Source organism: Brevundimonas sp. MEB006b, assembly GCF_030209705.1.
Classification (GTDB): domain Bacteria; phylum Pseudomonadota; class Alphaproteobacteria; order Caulobacterales; family Caulobacteraceae; genus Brevundimonas.
The window spans coordinates 110,782-125,799 of record NZ_JARVRL010000003.1; the positions used below are offsets into that span (position 1 = coordinate 110,782).

Here is a 15,018-nt window from a genome sequence, read left to right on the forward strand (position 1 = left end):
GTTTCACTTGCCCTTCAGCTCCAGCGCCCGGCGATACAGGGTCTTTCGGTTCAGACCCAAGGCCTTGGCCACCTCGGAGGCAGCGTCGCCGGTGGACAGGGTCCGGAGCGCGTCGATCAGAGCGGCGTCCGCGTCGGCTTCGGTCGCCGGGATCTCTTCGCCGGGGCCGACCACCACGACGATCTCGCCCTTGGGACTGTCCAGGCGCGGATCGACGGCCAAGTCGTTCAGCGTCCCGCGCACGCACTCTTCATAGAGTTTGGTCAGCTCGCGGGCGACGGCGGCGGGGCGCGGCCCCAGCACGGCGGCCATGTCGGACAAACTGTCCTTCAGACGCGGTCCGCTTTCGAAGAAGACCAGCGTCTGGCGCTGGCTCTTCAAGCCTTCCAGCGCGGCGGTGCGGCCGGCCGTCTTGGGCGGCAGGAAGCCGGCGAACAGCACCCGGTCGGCCGGCAGGCCGGCGATGCACAGGGCGGCCAACAGACTCGAGGCGCCGGGGATCGGATGGACGGGCAGGCCCTCAGCGATCACCGCGCGGGCGACGACGAAGCCGGGGTCGCTGACCAGGGGCGTGCCCGCATCCGAAACCAGGGCCACCACCTGACCCTCACGCACCCGTTCGATCGCCTGTTCGGCGGCGCGGCCGGACGCATGGTCGTCGCAGCGTTCCAGCCTGGCCTTCAGCCCATAGGCGCTCAGCAGTTTGGCGGTGACGCGCGTGTCCTCGGCCAGCACCAGGTCGGCGGCGGCCAGCACGTCCAGCGCCCTCAGCGTCATGTCGCGCAGATTCCCGATTGGGGTGGCGACCAGATAGAGGCCCGTATCCACCCGCCGGGGCAGCGGGGCGGCGGGAGGAAAGGGCGAGGGTTCGCTCAACGCTCGACCACGGCCGCGGGGGGACGCGGCGCCGAGGTCAGGCCCGAGCCCTGGAAGGCGGGACCGGCGTCATAGGCGGCGAAGGTGGCAGCGGTGATGATCTCGCTGACCGAGGCGCCCAAGCTGACGATCTGTACCGGCTTCTCCAGACCGACCAGCAGCGGACCGATCACGGTCGCGCCGCCCAGGGCCTGAACCAGTTTGGTCGAGATGGCGGCCGAATGGATGGCGGGCATGACCAGGACGTTGGCCGGCTTGGTCAGGCGGTTGAAGGCGTAGGCCGAATGCCCCTTGGGATCGAGCGCGACTTCCGGCGGCATTTCGCCTTCGTATTCGAAATCGACGCCCTTCTTGTCCAGGATGCGGATCGCCTCGCGCACCTTCTCGGCGCGGTCGCCGGGCGGGTTGCCGAAGGTGGAATAGGACAGGAAAGCCACGCGCGGATTGCGACCCAGCTTCCTGACCGTATCGGCCGCCTTGACGGCGATGTCGGCCAGCTCTTCGGCGTTCGGCAGTTCGTGGATGGTGGTGTCGGCGACGAACAGGGTGCGACCCTTGGCCAGCAGGATCGACAGTCCGATCAGGGTGTCGTCCACGTCCAGCACGCGCTGGACCTCTTTCAGCGCCATGTTGAAGTTGCGGGTCACGCCCGCGACCATGGCGTCGGCCCGGCCCTTGGCGACCAGGGTGGCGGCGAAGTAGTTGCGGTCCTGGTTGATCATCCGCTGGACGTCGCGACGCAGATAGCCCCGGCGCTGCAGCTTTTCGTACAGCCAGTCGGTGTCCTCGACATTGTGGCCGGAGACGCGGGCGTTGGTGATCTCGATGCCCAGTTCGTCGAAGTTCAGACCGGCCTCTGCGGCGTTCTGACGGATCAGATCCTCGCGGCCGACCAGCATCGGCGTGCCCAGATCAGCCTGTTTGAAGCCCCAGGCGGCGCGAATGACGGCGGGTTCTTCGCCCTCGGCGAAGACGACGCGCTTGTTCGGCCCGCCGCGCACGGCCGAGCTGATCTTCTGCATCAGGGCGGCGGACGGATCGACGCGCGAACGCAGCGCGTGACGATAGGCGTCCATGTCCTCGATCTGGACGCGGGCCACGCCGGTGTCCATCGCCGCCTGGGCGATGAAGGGCGGTATGTACCAGATCAGGCGCGGATCGAAGGGCGTCGGGATGATGTAGTCCGGCCCGAACTTCAGCTTGCGTCCGCGATAGGCGGCGGCGACCTCGTCCGGCACGTCTTCGCGCGCCAAGGCGGCCAGGGCCTGGGCGCAGGCGATCTTCATCTCGTGGTTCACGCGCCGTGCGCGCACGTCCAGCGCGCCGCGGAACAGATAGGGGAAGGCCAGGACGTTGTTGACCTGGTTCACATAGTCCGAGCGGCCCGTGGCGATGATGGCGTCTGAGCGCACCGACTTGACGTCCTCGGGCGTGATCTCGGGGTCGGGGTTGGCCATGGCGAAGATGATCGGATTGGGCGCCATCGACGCGACCATCTCCTTGGTGATCGCACCCTTGGCGGACAGGCCCAGCACCACGTCGGCGCCGACCATGGCCTCGGCCAGGGTCCGCAGGGGCGTGTCGGTCGCGTGGGCGGCCTTCCACTGGTCCATGCCGTGGTCGCGCCCCTTGTAGACGACGCCGTCGCGGTCGCAGATCACGGTGTTCTCGGCCTTGACGCCCGCGGCCTTCATCAGGGCGATGGAGGACAGGCCCGCCGCCCCGGCGCCGGCCAGCACGACCTTGATCTCGTCCAGCTTCTTGCCGGCGATATGAACAGCGTTGATCAGGCCGGCGGTCGAGATGATGGCGGTGCCGTGCTGGTCGTCATGGAAGACGGGGATGTCCAGCAGGTCCTGAAGCTCGCTTTCGATGACGAAGCATTCGGGGGACTTGATGTCCTCCAGATTGATGCCGCCCCAGGTGTCGCCGATGTTCTTGACGACGGTGATGAACTCGTCCGGATCGGTGGTCTTCACTTCGATGTCGAAGCTGTCGACGTCGGCGAACCGTTTGAACAGGACCGACTTGCCCTCCATCACCGGCTTGGAGGCCATGTGACCCAGGTTGCCCAGGCCCAGGATCGCGGTGCCGTTCGAGATGACGGCGACCAGGTTGCCCTTTGAGGTATAGTCGTAGGCCCTATCCGCATCGGCGGCGATGGCCAGGACCGGCACGGCCACGCCCGGCGAATAGGCCAGCGACAGGTCGCGCTGGGTCGCCATCGGCTTGGTCGGCGCCATGGAAATCTTGCCCGGCGTCGGGATGCGGTGGAAGTCCAGCGCTTCGTCGTCGGAGAAGGTTTGCTTTTCGGTCTGATCGGGCATCGGTCGTCCAGGGCGTCGGCGTGGCTGTAACCGTTCGTGTCCTAGAGGCTGGGACGGGCCGCGCCAACCCTTGACGCGGAGGAAGCCTGAGCAATCGGCCCGGAGCCTTACCTTCGCGTCAGCGTCAACGCCGTCAGATCGACAGCACGCCCGTCCGCTCGATCTCCACTGGCCCGGTCATCAGGACGTGATCGGTTTCCGCATCCCAGTCGATGACCAGTTCGCCGCCATCGACGACCACTGTCGCCTTGCGTTCGGTCAGGCCGCGCCGCGCAGTGGCGACCAGGGCGGCGCAGGCGCCGGTGCCGCAGGCCTTGGTCAGGCCAGCGCCCCGCTCCCAGACCCGCAGGCGGATATGGTCCCGGTCCAGCACGTTGGCGAAGCCGACATTGACCCCTTGCGGGAACAGCGGGTGATGCTCGACCAGCGAGCCGGATCCGGTGACGAAGCCGTCGTCCTGGCGGTCGGTGAAGAAGACCACATGCGGATTGCCCATGGAGACGGCGCCGGGCGTATGCAGGATCGGCGCGTCGATCGGCCCGACCTGAAGCTCGATCCCGCGCGTGTCCATCTCTTCGGCCAGCGGAACCTGGGTCCAGTCCAGGCGAGGCTTGCCCATGTCCACGGTCACGCGGTGGTCGCCGGCGCGGGTGGCGGTGGTCGGGCCGCCCGCCGTGTCGATCACCACGCGGTCGGAGGCGTTGGCCTGCATCAAAAGCCAGCCGACGCAGCGCAGGGCGTTGCCGCAGGTCTCGACCATCGATCCGTCGGCGTTCCACACCCGCATGAAGGCGTCGGCTGTGTCTGACGGTTCGATGGCGATCAGCTGGTCGAAGCCCTCGCCCGTCCGGCGGTCGCCCAGAGCACGAATCTGGTCCTCGCCGGGAGCGAACGGCTGTTCCAGCGCATTGACGACGACGAAGTCATTGCCGGCGCCGTTCATCTTGATGAAAGGACGGGTCATGCAGGCCATATAGGCCCAACCCAGCGTCGCGGAAACCAGCGTGTCCCAGACCGAAACCGACCCCAAGGACAACGGCCTGCGACTGCGCGCCCGACTGCGATATCTGTATCACGGCAGTCAGCCGGCGGCGGTGCGGTTCCGGTTGATGGTCATCGGCATCGACCTGGCGATCATCGGCTTTTTCCTTGCGGCGCCCATCCTGAAGAACATGGGCTGGGCCTTCTATGCGCTGGACTATTTCATCGCCGCCATTCTGGCTCTGGATCTGGCCGCGCGGGCCTATGCCTATGCGAACATCAAGGACTGGCTGAAGCGGCCGATCGTCTGGGTCGACCTGTTCGTGCTGGCGACCCTGCTGTTTCCGGCCTGGCTGTTCAACCTCGGCTTCCTGCGGATGTTGCGGCTGTGGACCCTGCTGAACTCGGACTTTTTCTGGCGCACCGTGGGGGCGCGGTTCGACGATACGCGGGTTGAAGGGATCGCCCGCGCCCTGGCCAATCTGATCACCTTCGTCTTCGTGGCGACCGGCTTCGTCTATGCGACCTTCAGGGGGCATGACGGCATCGCCGGCTATGTCGATGCGCTGTATTTCACGGTGGCCACCCTGACGACGACCGGGTTTGGCGACGTCACCCTGCCGGGGCCGTGGGGGCGGTTGTTGTCCATCGCCGTCATGCTTGTCGGCATCACCCTGTTCCTGCGCCTCGCCCAGGCCCTGATCCGACCGCACAAGGTGCACTTTCCGTGTGACCGCTGCGGCCTGCAGAATCACGACCCCGACGCCGTCCACTGCAAGGCGTGCGGCAAGCTGCTCTGCATTCCCGACGAGGGTTGAGACGGCGCGTCCCGCCGGTGTGACAAAACGGTAAGGTCGCACGGCTTGCCGCACGGGAAGGCGTCGTTAAGGTGCCGGCTTCGTTTTCGGGGACCTGTCCATGATCCGTGCTTCCGCCGTCGCGCTTGCGACGCTTCTCGCCTCCACCAGCCTGACCTCGGTATCCATGGCCCAGACCCCAGCCTCCTCACCCGCTCCCGCATCTGGCGGTTTCGCGACCAGCGACGCGACCGACCCCTATCTGTGGCTCGAAGAGGTTGAGGGCGAGCGGGCGATGGAGTGGGTCAAGGCCCACAACGAACGCACCTTCGCCGTCCTGCAAGGCGATCCGCGTTACGAGACCCTGCACCAGCAGGCGCTGGAGATCGTCCAGGCCCAGGACCGCATCCCGTCGCCCGGCTTCACCCACGACAGCCATATCGACAACTTCTGGCAGGACGCCCAGCATGTGCGCGGCCTGTGGCGCCGCACGACGCTGGACAGCTATCGCACCGCCACGCCGGAGTGGCAGACCATCCTCGACATCGACGCCCTCGCGGCGGCCGAGGGCCAGAACTGGGTCTACAAGGGCTCGACCTGCCTTCAGCCTGAAGAGCGCTACTGCCTGATCAGCCTGTCGAACGGCGGCAAGGACGCCGTGACCCTGCGCGAGTTCGACACGGTCGAGCGCAAGTTTGTCGACGGCGGCATCACCCTGCCGGAATCCAAGGGCGGCGCATCCTGGATCGACAAGGACACCCTGCTGATCTCGCGCGACTTCGGTCCCGGCACCCTGACCAACTCGGGCTATCCGATGGTGGTCAAGCGGATGAAGCGCGGCCAGACGCCCGACCAGGCCGAGACCCTGTTCACCGGCCAGCCGACCGACGTGTCGGTGTCCGGCTATACGCTGCGCGACGCCGACGGGGTGGTGAAGGCGACGTTGATCAACCGTTCGGTGGACTTCTATTCGTCCGAGACCTGGCGGCTGGGCGACGACGGCGCCCTTACCCAGCTTCAACTGCCGGCCAAGTCCGACATCACCGGACTGGTCCAGGGCCAGCTTCTGGTGTCGCTGAAACAGGACTGGACTGCGCCGTCGGGTCAGGATTTCAAGACCGGCGACCTGATCGCCTGGCCGCTCGAGGCCTGGCTGGCCAATCAGGCGACGCCGGCCCAACTGGTGCTGCGCCCGACCGAGCGTCAGGCCATCGAGGACGTCAACGTCACGCGCAACCGGCTGGTCGTCGCCCTGTACGACAATGTGCGCGGCTCGGTGCGGGTCTACACTCCCGGTCAGGGCGAGTGGGCCCACACGACGCTGGACCTGCCCCAGAACGTCTCGGTCGGCGTCGGCTCCGCCTCGGAGAAGGATGACAAGGTCTTCGTCAGCGTCACCGGCTATCTGAACCCGTCCAGCCTGTGGCTGGCCGATGCGGCGACCGGCGCGGTCGATCAGGTCAAGTCGATGCCGGCCAAGTTCGACGCCGCCGGCATGACGGTCGATCAGCACGAGGCCCGTTCGGCCGACGGGACCATGATCCCCTATTTCGTGGTGCATAAGGCGGACATGCCGCTGGACGGCTCCAAACCCACGCTTCTGTACGGCTACGGCGGGTTCGAGAGCTCGCTGCTGCCCGGCTATTCGGCGACGGTCGGCAAGCTGTGGCTGGAGCGGGGCGGCGTTTACGTCATCGCCAATACGCGTGGCGGCGGCGAGTTCGGACCTCGCTGGCACGAGGCGGCCCTGCAACAGAACCGCCAGCGCGCGCATGAGGATTTCCAGGCCGTGGCCCTGGACCTGATCGCCCGCGACATTACCAGCCAGCCCAAGCTGGGCATCATGGGCGGTTCGCAAGGCGGCCTGTTTATGGGCGCGATGCTGACCCAGCGACCGGACCTGATCAACGCCGCCGTCATCCAGGTGCCGCTGTTCGACATGCTGCGCTTCCACAAGCTGCTGGCCGGCGCCTCATGGATCGGCGAATACGGCAACCCCGACATGCCCGAGCAGCGCGCCTGGATCGAGCAGTATTCGCCGTATCAGAACCTGCGCGCGGGCCAGCCCTATCCCGAGGTCTTCATCCATACCTCGACCAAGGACGACCGCGTCCATCCGGGCCATGCCCGCAAGGCGGCGGCACGGCTTGAGGAGCTCGGCTATCCGGTGCTGTTCTACGAGAACGTCGACGGCGGCCACGCGGCGGGGGCGAACCTGCGCGAAACCGCGCGCCGTCTGGCGCTGGAATACACCTATCTGTCGCGCCGCCTGATGGACACGCCGGCGCAGGAATAGTCTCTGGTTCCGCTCATCCCCGCGAAAGCGGGGACCCAGTGCTTTCGCAAGGTTCGGCGACTGGGATCAGATTCAGTACGAACGGGCGACGCCGAACGCCCAAAGGTCTGGGTCCCCGCTTTCGCGGGGATGAGCGGAAAGTTTTGAAGCCATGCGTCACCTGATCCTGTCCGCCGCCATCCCGGCTCTTCTCATGGGCGCTTGCGCAACGGCACCGGTCGCGACCGGCGGCGACGCAATCATGGTCTCGACCAACGACAGCCCGCCGCCCCACTTCCCCCGCGACCTGACCCCGGCGGGCGTCGCGGCGGCGGACGATCATCTGGCGCTGGAGCAGGTGGACGGGGCCGAGGCGATGGCCTTTGTCGCCGAAGAGAACCGCAAGTCGCTCGCCGTCCTGACCGGCGATCCGCGCTACGAGACCTTCCGCGCCGAGGCCCAGGCGATCCTGACGGCCACCGACCGCATCCCTAGCCCATCCTTCCTGGGCGACGGGATCGGCAACTTCTGGCAGGACGCGACAAATCCCAAGGGCGTCTGGCGGCGCACGACGCTGGACAGCTACCGGACCGCAACGCCGCAGTGGGAGACGCTGCTGGACATCGACGCCCTGTCCAAGGCCGAGGGCAAGGACTGGGTGTTCAAGGGCGCCGATTGCCTGGCGCCGGACGACACCCGCTGCCTGATCAATCTGTCCGACGGCGGAAAGGATGCGGTGGTCGTGCGCGAGTTCGACCTGACCACCAAACGGTTTGTCGATGCGGGGTTCAGTCTGCCCGAGGGCAAGCACCGCATCGAATGGCTGGACCGCGAGACCCTGCTGGTCGCCACCGACTTCGGCGCCGGAACCATGACCGAGTCCGGCTATCCCTTCATCGTCAAGACGCTGAAGCGCGGCCAGACCCTGGCCCAGGCGACCGAGGTCTATCGCGGCGAACAGGGCGACGGCGGCTACGGCGTCAGCCCCGCCGTCTATCGCGACAAGGACGGCAAGGTGACCGCCGTCATCATCACCCGCCCGCTGGACACCTTCCGGTCCGAGACATGGCAGTTGGCGGACGACGGCAAGACGACCCAGCTTAGGCTGCCCGCCCGCGTCTCGGTCTATGGCGTCCTGAACGACGCCCTGATCTTCGCGCCGGAAGAGAACTGGAGCCTGACCGGCGGGACGGCGTTCAAGGGCGGCGACCTGCTGTCGATGCCGTTGGAGGTGCTGCAGGCGCGGGCCGACGGCGAGACGGTTGTCAGCAACGCCGCGCCGCTGATCTTCTCGCCTGACGCGCGTCAGGCTGTAGGCGATGTTCGCGTTCTGTCGGATCGCGTGGTCGTTTCCTACACGGACAATGTGCGTGGACGTGCTGGCGTCTTCCGTTCGAACGGCGAGCGCGGCTGGAGCCGTCAGGACATCACGGTCCCCGACAACCTCGCCGTCGGGCTGGGCGACTCGTCCAAAGCACGCGGCGAAGTGTTCGTCTCGACCCAGGGCTTCCTGGCCCCTCCGACCCTCAGCCTGGCCGATGCGGGCGCCGCGACCCTGACCCCACTGAAGTCGGCGCCCGCCAAGTTCGACGCGTCGCGCGACGTGACCGAACAGTTCGAAGCGACCTCGACCGACGGGACCAAGATCCCCTATTTCGTCACCCGTCCGCGCGATATGAAGCTGGACGGCTCGAACCCCACGATCATGCTGGGTTACGGCGGTTTCCAGGTCAGTCTGAATCCGGCCTACAAGCCCGAGATGGGCAAGCTGTGGCTGGAGCGGGGCGGCGTCTTCGTGCAGGCCAACATCCGCGGCGGCGGCGAGTTCGGCCCCGACTGGCACCAGGCGGCCTTGGACGGCGATCGTCAGAAGGCCTTTGACGACTTCGCCGCCGTGGCGCGCGATCTGGAACAACGCGGGATCACCAGCCCGCGTCGGCTGGGCATCTATGGTCGCTCGAACGGCGGGGTCCTGACCTCGGTGTCGATCACCCAGCACCCTGAACTGTTCAACGCGGCTGTGATCGAGAGCCCGTTGGTGGACATGCTACGCTATCACGAACTGCCGGCCGGCGCGTCGTGGATCGGCGAATACGGCGACCCGCGCATCCCGGAAGAAGCTGCGTGGATCGCGAAATACTCCGCCTATCAGCAGCTCCGTCCGGGCCAGCCCTATCCGCGCGTCTATCTGACCACCAACACGCGCGACGACCGGGTCCACCCCGGCCATGCGCGCAAGTTCGCCGCGCGCCTGGGCGATATGGGGTATGACCACCTTTATTATGAGGACACGGCGGGCGGCCACTCCAACGACGCCGACCCGGTCGCCAACGCCCGTCGCTGGGCCCGCCACTATGTCTATCTGTCACAACAGCTGATGGATTGAATGAAGCGGAGAGAGCCTCACGCGAATATGAGGCGCTCCCTTTCAGCCCAAGAGCTAAGAACGACGGAATGAACACCAAGGGTTGGATCATCGCGGGCGCGGTCATGGCGGGCGCCCTCATGTCCGTCACCTCGGCGGCCCAGCCGGCGGCGGGGCGTACGCCGCTTGCGCCGCGCCATGCGACGACCAACGGCCCGCCGGTGGTCGTCGAACTGTTCACCGCCCAGGGCTGCGGCGGCTGTATCGAGGCCAATGCGGCGGTGGAGAAGGCGGCGGCCCAGCCGGGTGTCATCGCTTTGACTTACGGCGTCAATTACTGGGATTATCTGGGCTGGACCGACACCTTCGCCCGGCCGGAGTTCGTTCAGCGCCAGCGCGCCTATCGCGCCGCCCTGCGCCAGCGCGGCGTCTCGACGCCGCAGGTCGTGATCGACGGCCGACGTCAGGTGTCGGGCGCCCGCAGCGTCGAGCTCGAAACCGCCATCGGTCAGGAGGCGGTGCGTCAGGCCTGGCCGCCGGAGATCGAGTTCCGCGAGAACGGAGCCGGCGTCGGCGTCGGTTCCGGCCGCGCGCCGGTCGGCGGCGCCGACGTGGTGGCGGTGACCTATACGCCCGGCCCTCAGGTGGTCGAGGTCCGCCAGGGCGAGAACCGCGGCCAGGCCGTGCGGCACATGAACGTCGTGCGCGGTGTGACGCGCCTGGGCGAATGGCGCGGCCGCCCGATGCTCTACGCCCTGCCGTCCGCCCGCCCCGGCGAGGCCGTGGCGGTGCTGGTGCAAGGCAAGACCGACAAACGCATCTTGGGCGCCGCCGTCAGAGACTAGGCCCCGGCCTTCTTCGCAAAGCCCCACGCCGCGTCGCTGAGCGGGCCGACCTGGGCCGCCATCGTTCTGGCGTGGGCGCTGGCGGCGGTTCCGTCGCGGACGCGGCCGGCGATGCCCTGGCAGATCGCGGCCAGGCGGAACAGGTTGTACGCGTAGAGCCAGTCGAGGTTGGCGGGCCGCATGCCTGTCGCGGCGGCGTAGCGTTCGACGGTCTCCTCCACGGACGGGATGCCCAGGGCCTCCAGATCAGCCCCGGCGAGGCCGTTGCGCAGCGAAGCCGGAATAGCCCAGGCGATCAGCAGATAGGAGAAGTCGGCCATCGGATCGCCCAGGGTCGATAGCTCCCAATCCAGCACGGCGCGAACCTCTGCTCGATCCGGCGCCAAGATCATGTTGTCGAGACGAAAGTCGCCGTGGACGATGCGGCTGGGGCCTTCAGCCGGGAGGCTGTCGGGCAGGAAGGCGATCAGCCGGTCCATTGCCGGAACCGGCTCGGTCTCCGACGCATGATACTGCTTGGTCCAGCGGCCAACTTGACGCGCGAAATAGTTTCCGGCCTTGCCGTAGTCCCCCAGGCCGATGGCGGCCGGATCGAAGGCGTGCAGCCGGGCCAGCGTGTCCGTCTGGGCTTCATATACGGCGCGCCGCTCCACGGGCGTCAGGCCGGGCAGTTTCAAATCCCAGAAGATCCGACCCTCGACCTTGTCCATCACATAGAAGATCGAGCCGATGACGGTTTCGTCCAGGCATAGGGCATGAGGCTTGGCGACGGGGAAGCCTTGCGCGGCCAGAGCCGAGATGACCTGAAACTCGCGGTCGACGGCGTGTGCGCTGGGCAGCAGGACGCCGGGCGGTTTGCGACGCAGCACATAGGCGGCAGTGGGCGTCACCAGTTCATAGGTCGGGTTCGACTGGCCGCCCTTGAACTGTCGCACCGTCAGCGGGCCGGCGTATCCCGAGACGTGGGCGCGCATCCAGGCGTCCAGCGCCGCCTCGTCTAGGCGATAGCGCGGATCGACCTCGCGCGTGCCGGAGAAGGCGCTTTGGGCGTCCAGCGGGGCGGCGTCGGTCATGCGGCGGTCCTCGTCGTTTCCTTGAGCCGTCCGGATCTCACGCCCGGTCCGGCGCGGCGATGATGGCGGCCTTCACCGCGCGACGCCAGCCAGAAAGCAGACGCTCGCGCTCGTCCGCCTTCATGCGCGGTTTCCAGCAGGCGTGCGCCTCGGCCGGGCGCGCCTCCAAGTCCGGCAAAAGGCCGACGCCCAGGGCCGCCAGGCGCGCGGCGCCCAGGGCCGTCATCTCCTGGAAGGCCGGACGCTCCACCTCGACCTCGCAGATGTCGGCGACGAACTGCATGGCGAAACTGTTGGCGGTGACGCCGCCGTCCACCTTCAGCGTCTTCAGAGGCGGCGCGCCGTCGGCGGCCAGGGCGTCGAGTAGGTCGCGCGTCTGATAGGCCAGGGCCTCCAGCGCGGCGCGTACGAAGTGGGCCGGACCGGAATCCCGTGTCAGCCCCACGATGGTCCCCCTCGCTTCTGGTTCCCACCATGGTGCGCCCAGACCCGTGAAGCCCGGGACCATATAGACCCCGCCGTTGTCCTTGAGGGTCTGCGCCATCGCCTCCGACTGACGCGACTCCGAGATCAGCCCGACCCCGTCCCTCAGCCACTGGATCGCCGAGCCGGCCGAGAAGATCGACCCCTCCAGCGCATAGGCGGACTGGCCATCGGCCTGATAGCCGAGCGTGCCCAACAGACGCCGTGTCGAAGCCACCGGCTCCGCGCCCACATTGGCGACCAGAAAAGCGCCGGTGCCATAGGTGATCTTGGCGTCCCCGGCCTTCAGCGCCCCGTGCCCCACCAGGGCCGCCTGCTGGTCTCCGGCCGATCCGGCAATGGGCAGAGGCTGGCCGAACAGCGCAGGATCGCTCTCGCCGATCACACCTGCGCAAGGGACGATGTCGGGTAGGGCCTCTCGCGGCACATCGAACACATCGCACAGGTCGTCACGCCATTTGATCGTCCTCAGATCCATCAGAGACGTGCGTGATGCATTGGTCGCATCGGTGGCGTGGACCCGGCCGCCAGTGAGCTTCCAGATCAACCAGGCGTCGATCGTGCCCAGCTTGACCTCGCCCTTCGCCGCCCGCTCGCGCGATCCGGGCACAGCGTCCAGGAGCCAAGCGAACTTGGTTGCCGAGAAATAGGGATCGAGGATCAGGCCGGTGGCGGTCTGGACTCTCGGCTCGTTGCCTTGGGCGGTCAGGCGGGCGGTGACGTCGGCGGTGCGGCGATCCTGCCAGACGATGGCGCGATGCAGCGGCTCGCCGGTCGCTGCATCCCAGATTACGGCCGTTTCCCGCTGATTGGTGATGCCGATGGCGTTAAAGCGGGTGACGCCGCCGGCCTTGCGCACCACCTCTCGACAGGTCTGGAGCGTCGCGGTCCAGATTTCACCGGCGTCATGTTCGACCCAGCCGGACTTCGGGAAATGCTGGGCCAGCTCGATCTGGCTGACCGCGACGGGCCTAAGATCCCCTTTTTCTTCGCCTACCGCGCTTCGCGCTGCTTGAGGCGCGACCTCGAAGGCGATGGCGCGGGTCGAGGTCGTGCCTTGGTCGATGGCGAGGATCAGGCTCATGGTTCTCTCCCGGCTGCGTCTTGGGCTAAGGGGAGCATATGACGACGCACCTGCCCAGCTATGAAGGCGTCCTCGACGCCGCCCGCCAGATTGAGGGAGTCGCCGTCCGCACGCCCCTGCTCGAAAGCCCGGCTCTGAACGCGGCGGTCGGCGGGCGGGTTCTTATGAAGGCGGAAAGCCTGCAGCGCGCCGGAGCCTTCAAATTTCGTGGCGCCTACAACCGCATCAGCCGACTGACCGACGAGGAGACGGCGCGCGGCGTGGTCGCCTTCTCGTCCGGGAACCATGCGCAGGGCGTCGCCGCTGCCGCCGCCATGGTCGGGACGCCGGCAATCATCGTCATGCCGTCGGATTCGCCCAGGGTGAAGGTCGAGGGCGTGATCGGCTTCGGTGGCGAGGTGCGCTTCTACGACCGCTGGACTGAAAGCCGCGAGGCGATCGGCGCGGCCATCGCCGCCGAGCGCGGCTCGATCCTAGTTCCGCCGTTTGATGATCCCTTCATTATCGAGGGCCAGGGGACGACGGCGCTGGAAATGCTGGATCAGGCGGATGCCCCCTTCGACCAGTTGCTGTGCGGGGCGTCCGGCGGCGGGCTGATGGCCGGGATCAACCTGGTGATGGTCGAGCGCAGTCCGGCGACGAAGGTGTTCGTGGTCGAGCCGGAAGCCTTCGACGACACCGCGCGATCGCTGGCGGCCGGGGAGCGGGTCGGTCATCCACAGGGCGCGCCCTCGATCTGCGATGCCCTGATGTCGCCGATGCCGGGTGTGCTGACCTGGCCGATCAATCGACGGCTGGCGGGGGCGATCACCGTCTCGGACGCCGAGGTCGCGGAAGCGATGCGGTTCGCGTTCCGCCATCTCAAGATCGTCCTCGAAGCAGGCGGCGCGGTGTCGCTCGCGGCCCTGCTTGCCGGAAAGATCGAGACGAAAGGACGGACGACGGCCATCGTCCTTTCGGGCGGCAACGTCGATCCGACACTGTATGCCGAAATCATCGAGGAGCGCTTTAGCAGCTGAGGATCTTTTCTTCGTGACAAGGGTCGGCCAACCTCACATCAAATGAACTGAGGAAACGCACAATGACCCAGGTTAGTGAACTTCAAGCATTGATCGGTCAGGAGGTTGGGGTGTCGAAATGGTTCGACGTCACTCAGGCCCGTATCGACTCCTTCGCCGATTGCACCGAAGATCACCAGTTCATCCATGTCGATCCGAAAGCGGCCAGGGCCACGCCATTCGGCGGGACAATCGCGCACGGCTTTCTGACCCTGAGCCTCGCTTCAGCCATGAGCTATGACGCCGTGGCGCCGCTGGATGGCGTCGTGATGGGCGTGAACTACGGTTTCGACAAGCTGCGGTTCCTGGCGCCGGTGCCGGCGGGATCACGCATTCGCGGTCGCTTCAAGCTTTTATCGGCCGACGACAAGGGCGACGGACGCTGGTTGCTGAAGCACGAACTGACGGTCGAGATCGACGGGGCCGACAAGCCGGCGCTGATAGGAGAGTGGCTCGGGATGCAGATGGTCGATCCAAAGATCGAGCCGTGACACTCGCATAGGTTAGAGTGTCTCGCTGCGGGAGATTGTGACGCATCAACGGCTAGAGATTAACTATTCTGTGCCTGGACGCCAAATTCATCTGTATCATCAAGGCCACGGTATCGCCTTTGCTGATCGATGCCGTCACGTTTCCGCCTCGACCTTATACAGCAAGGCTGGTAAGACCCGCGTAGGCGGTAGACCCGCCCCCTACTATAACAGAGGCGGAGGGATACCCCCCTATGCGTATGAAGACTTTCGTGCTGGCCTCCAGCGCAGCGGCCGCCCTGGCCCTGTCGGCTGGTGCTGCGTCGGCAGAACCCAATGGTTGGTACGGCGCCATCGACGCCGGCTACCACATGATCGACGATA

General features: G+C 66.8%; 11 protein-coding genes. 6 read left to right on the plus strand and 5 right to left on the minus strand.

Annotated features, from left to right (window positions below; genetic code table 11):
* Positions 1-3: 3 nt before the first annotated feature.
* The 3 genes from rsmI to dapF form a co-directional block, all read right to left on the minus strand.
* Complete coding sequence (gene rsmI / locus QRN13_RS05380; RefSeq protein WP_284877121.1) at positions 4-876, minus strand: 16S rRNA (cytidine(1402)-2'-O)-methyltransferase; 873 nt, start codon at positions 874-876, stop codon at positions 4-6.
* Positions 873-3,203, minus strand: a complete 2,331-nt coding sequence (locus tag QRN13_RS05385) for an NADP-dependent malic enzyme (RefSeq protein WP_284877122.1) — start codon at positions 3,201-3,203, stop codon at positions 873-875. The genes rsmI and QRN13_RS05385 overlap by 4 nt, the downstream gene beginning before the upstream one ends.
* A 133-nt stretch (positions 3,204-3,336) precedes the next feature.
* The gene (gene dapF / locus QRN13_RS05390; protein WP_284877123.1) at positions 3,337-4,167 is read right to left on the minus strand and encodes a diaminopimelate epimerase; all 831 of its coding nucleotides are present in this window, start codon (positions 4,165-4,167) and stop codon (positions 3,337-3,339) included.
* A gap of 40 nt (positions 4,168-4,207) precedes the next feature.
* On the opposite strand from dapF, the gene QRN13_RS05395 reads away from it, so the two are divergent.
* From QRN13_RS05395 to QRN13_RS05410, 4 genes are all read left to right on the plus strand, one after another.
* Complete coding sequence (locus tag QRN13_RS05395) at positions 4,208-5,002, plus strand: potassium channel family protein (RefSeq protein WP_284877124.1); 795 nt, start codon at positions 4,208-4,210, stop codon at positions 5,000-5,002.
* 100 nt (positions 5,003-5,102) lie between these two features.
* Positions 5,103-7,277 (plus strand): prolyl oligopeptidase family serine peptidase, encoded by a 2,175-nt coding sequence (locus QRN13_RS05400; RefSeq protein ID WP_284877125.1) that lies wholly within the window; start codon positions 5,103-5,105, stop codon positions 7,275-7,277.
* A 151-nt stretch (positions 7,278-7,428) separates the two neighbouring features.
* Positions 7,429-9,642 carry a prolyl oligopeptidase family serine peptidase gene (locus tag QRN13_RS05405; protein WP_284877126.1) on the plus strand — a complete coding sequence of 738 codons (2,214 nt, stop codon included), beginning with the start codon at positions 7,429-7,431 and terminating at the stop codon, positions 9,640-9,642.
* Positions 9,643-9,710: 68 nt separating this feature from the next.
* Positions 9,711-10,466: a DUF1223 domain-containing protein gene (locus QRN13_RS05410; protein ID WP_284877127.1), complete on the plus strand. Its 756-nt coding sequence runs from the start codon at positions 9,711-9,713 to the stop codon at positions 10,464-10,466.
* Here the strand turns inward: QRN13_RS05410 and QRN13_RS05415 are convergent.
* Both QRN13_RS05415 and glpK read right to left on the minus strand, forming a co-directional pair.
* Positions 10,463-11,539, minus strand: coding sequence for a phosphotransferase (locus QRN13_RS05415; RefSeq protein WP_284877128.1), 1,077 nt, complete (start codon positions 11,537-11,539; stop codon positions 10,463-10,465). The two genes, QRN13_RS05410 and QRN13_RS05415, sit on opposite strands and share 4 nt — an antisense overlap.
* Before the next feature lie 37 nt (positions 11,540-11,576).
* Positions 11,577-13,106, minus strand: a complete 1,530-nt coding sequence (gene glpK / locus QRN13_RS05420) for a glycerol kinase GlpK (protein WP_284877129.1) — start codon at positions 13,104-13,106, stop codon at positions 11,577-11,579.
* Positions 13,107-13,144: 38 nt separating this feature from the next.
* Here glpK and QRN13_RS05425 point away from each other — a divergent pair, with 38 nt between their 5' ends.
* Both QRN13_RS05425 and QRN13_RS05430 read left to right on the plus strand, forming a co-directional pair.
* Positions 13,145-14,125 carry a threonine ammonia-lyase gene (locus tag QRN13_RS05425; protein WP_284877130.1) on the plus strand — a complete coding sequence of 327 codons (981 nt, stop codon included), beginning with the start codon at positions 13,145-13,147 and terminating at the stop codon, positions 14,123-14,125.
* A 62-nt stretch (positions 14,126-14,187) separates the two neighbouring features.
* Complete coding sequence (locus QRN13_RS05430) at positions 14,188-14,655, plus strand: MaoC family dehydratase (RefSeq protein ID WP_284877131.1); 468 nt, start codon at positions 14,188-14,190, stop codon at positions 14,653-14,655.
* Positions 14,656-15,018 lie beyond the last annotated feature (363 nt).

Excerpts from the sequence above, each read along its gene's own strand:
- QRN13_RS05385 (WP_284877122.1), bottom strand. The coding sequence starts at position 3,203 with ATGCCCGATCAGACCGAAAAGCAAACCTTCTCCGACGACGAAGCGCTG.
- dapF (WP_284877123.1), bottom strand. The coding sequence starts at position 4,167 with ATGACCCGTCCTTTCATCAAGATGAACGGCGCCGGCAATGACTTCGTC.
- QRN13_RS05400 (WP_284877125.1), top strand. The coding sequence starts at position 5,103 with ATGATCCGTGCTTCCGCCGTCGCGCTTGCGACGCTTCTCGCCTCCACC.
- QRN13_RS05405 (WP_284877126.1), top strand. The coding sequence starts at position 7,429 with ATGCGTCACCTGATCCTGTCCGCCGCCATCCCGGCTCTTCTCATGGGC.
- QRN13_RS05410 (WP_284877127.1), top strand. The coding sequence starts at position 9,711 with ATGAACACCAAGGGTTGGATCATCGCGGGCGCGGTCATGGCGGGCGCC.
- QRN13_RS05415 (WP_284877128.1), bottom strand. The coding sequence starts at position 11,539 with ATGACCGACGCCGCCCCGCTGGACGCCCAAAGCGCCTTCTCCGGCACG.
- glpK (WP_284877129.1), bottom strand. The coding sequence starts at position 13,106 with ATGAGCCTGATCCTCGCCATCGACCAAGGCACGACCTCGACCCGCGCC.
- QRN13_RS05425 (WP_284877130.1), top strand. The coding sequence starts at position 13,145 with ATGACGACGCACCTGCCCAGCTATGAAGGCGTCCTCGACGCCGCCCGC.
- QRN13_RS05430 (WP_284877131.1), top strand. The coding sequence starts at position 14,188 with ATGACCCAGGTTAGTGAACTTCAAGCATTGATCGGTCAGGAGGTTGGG.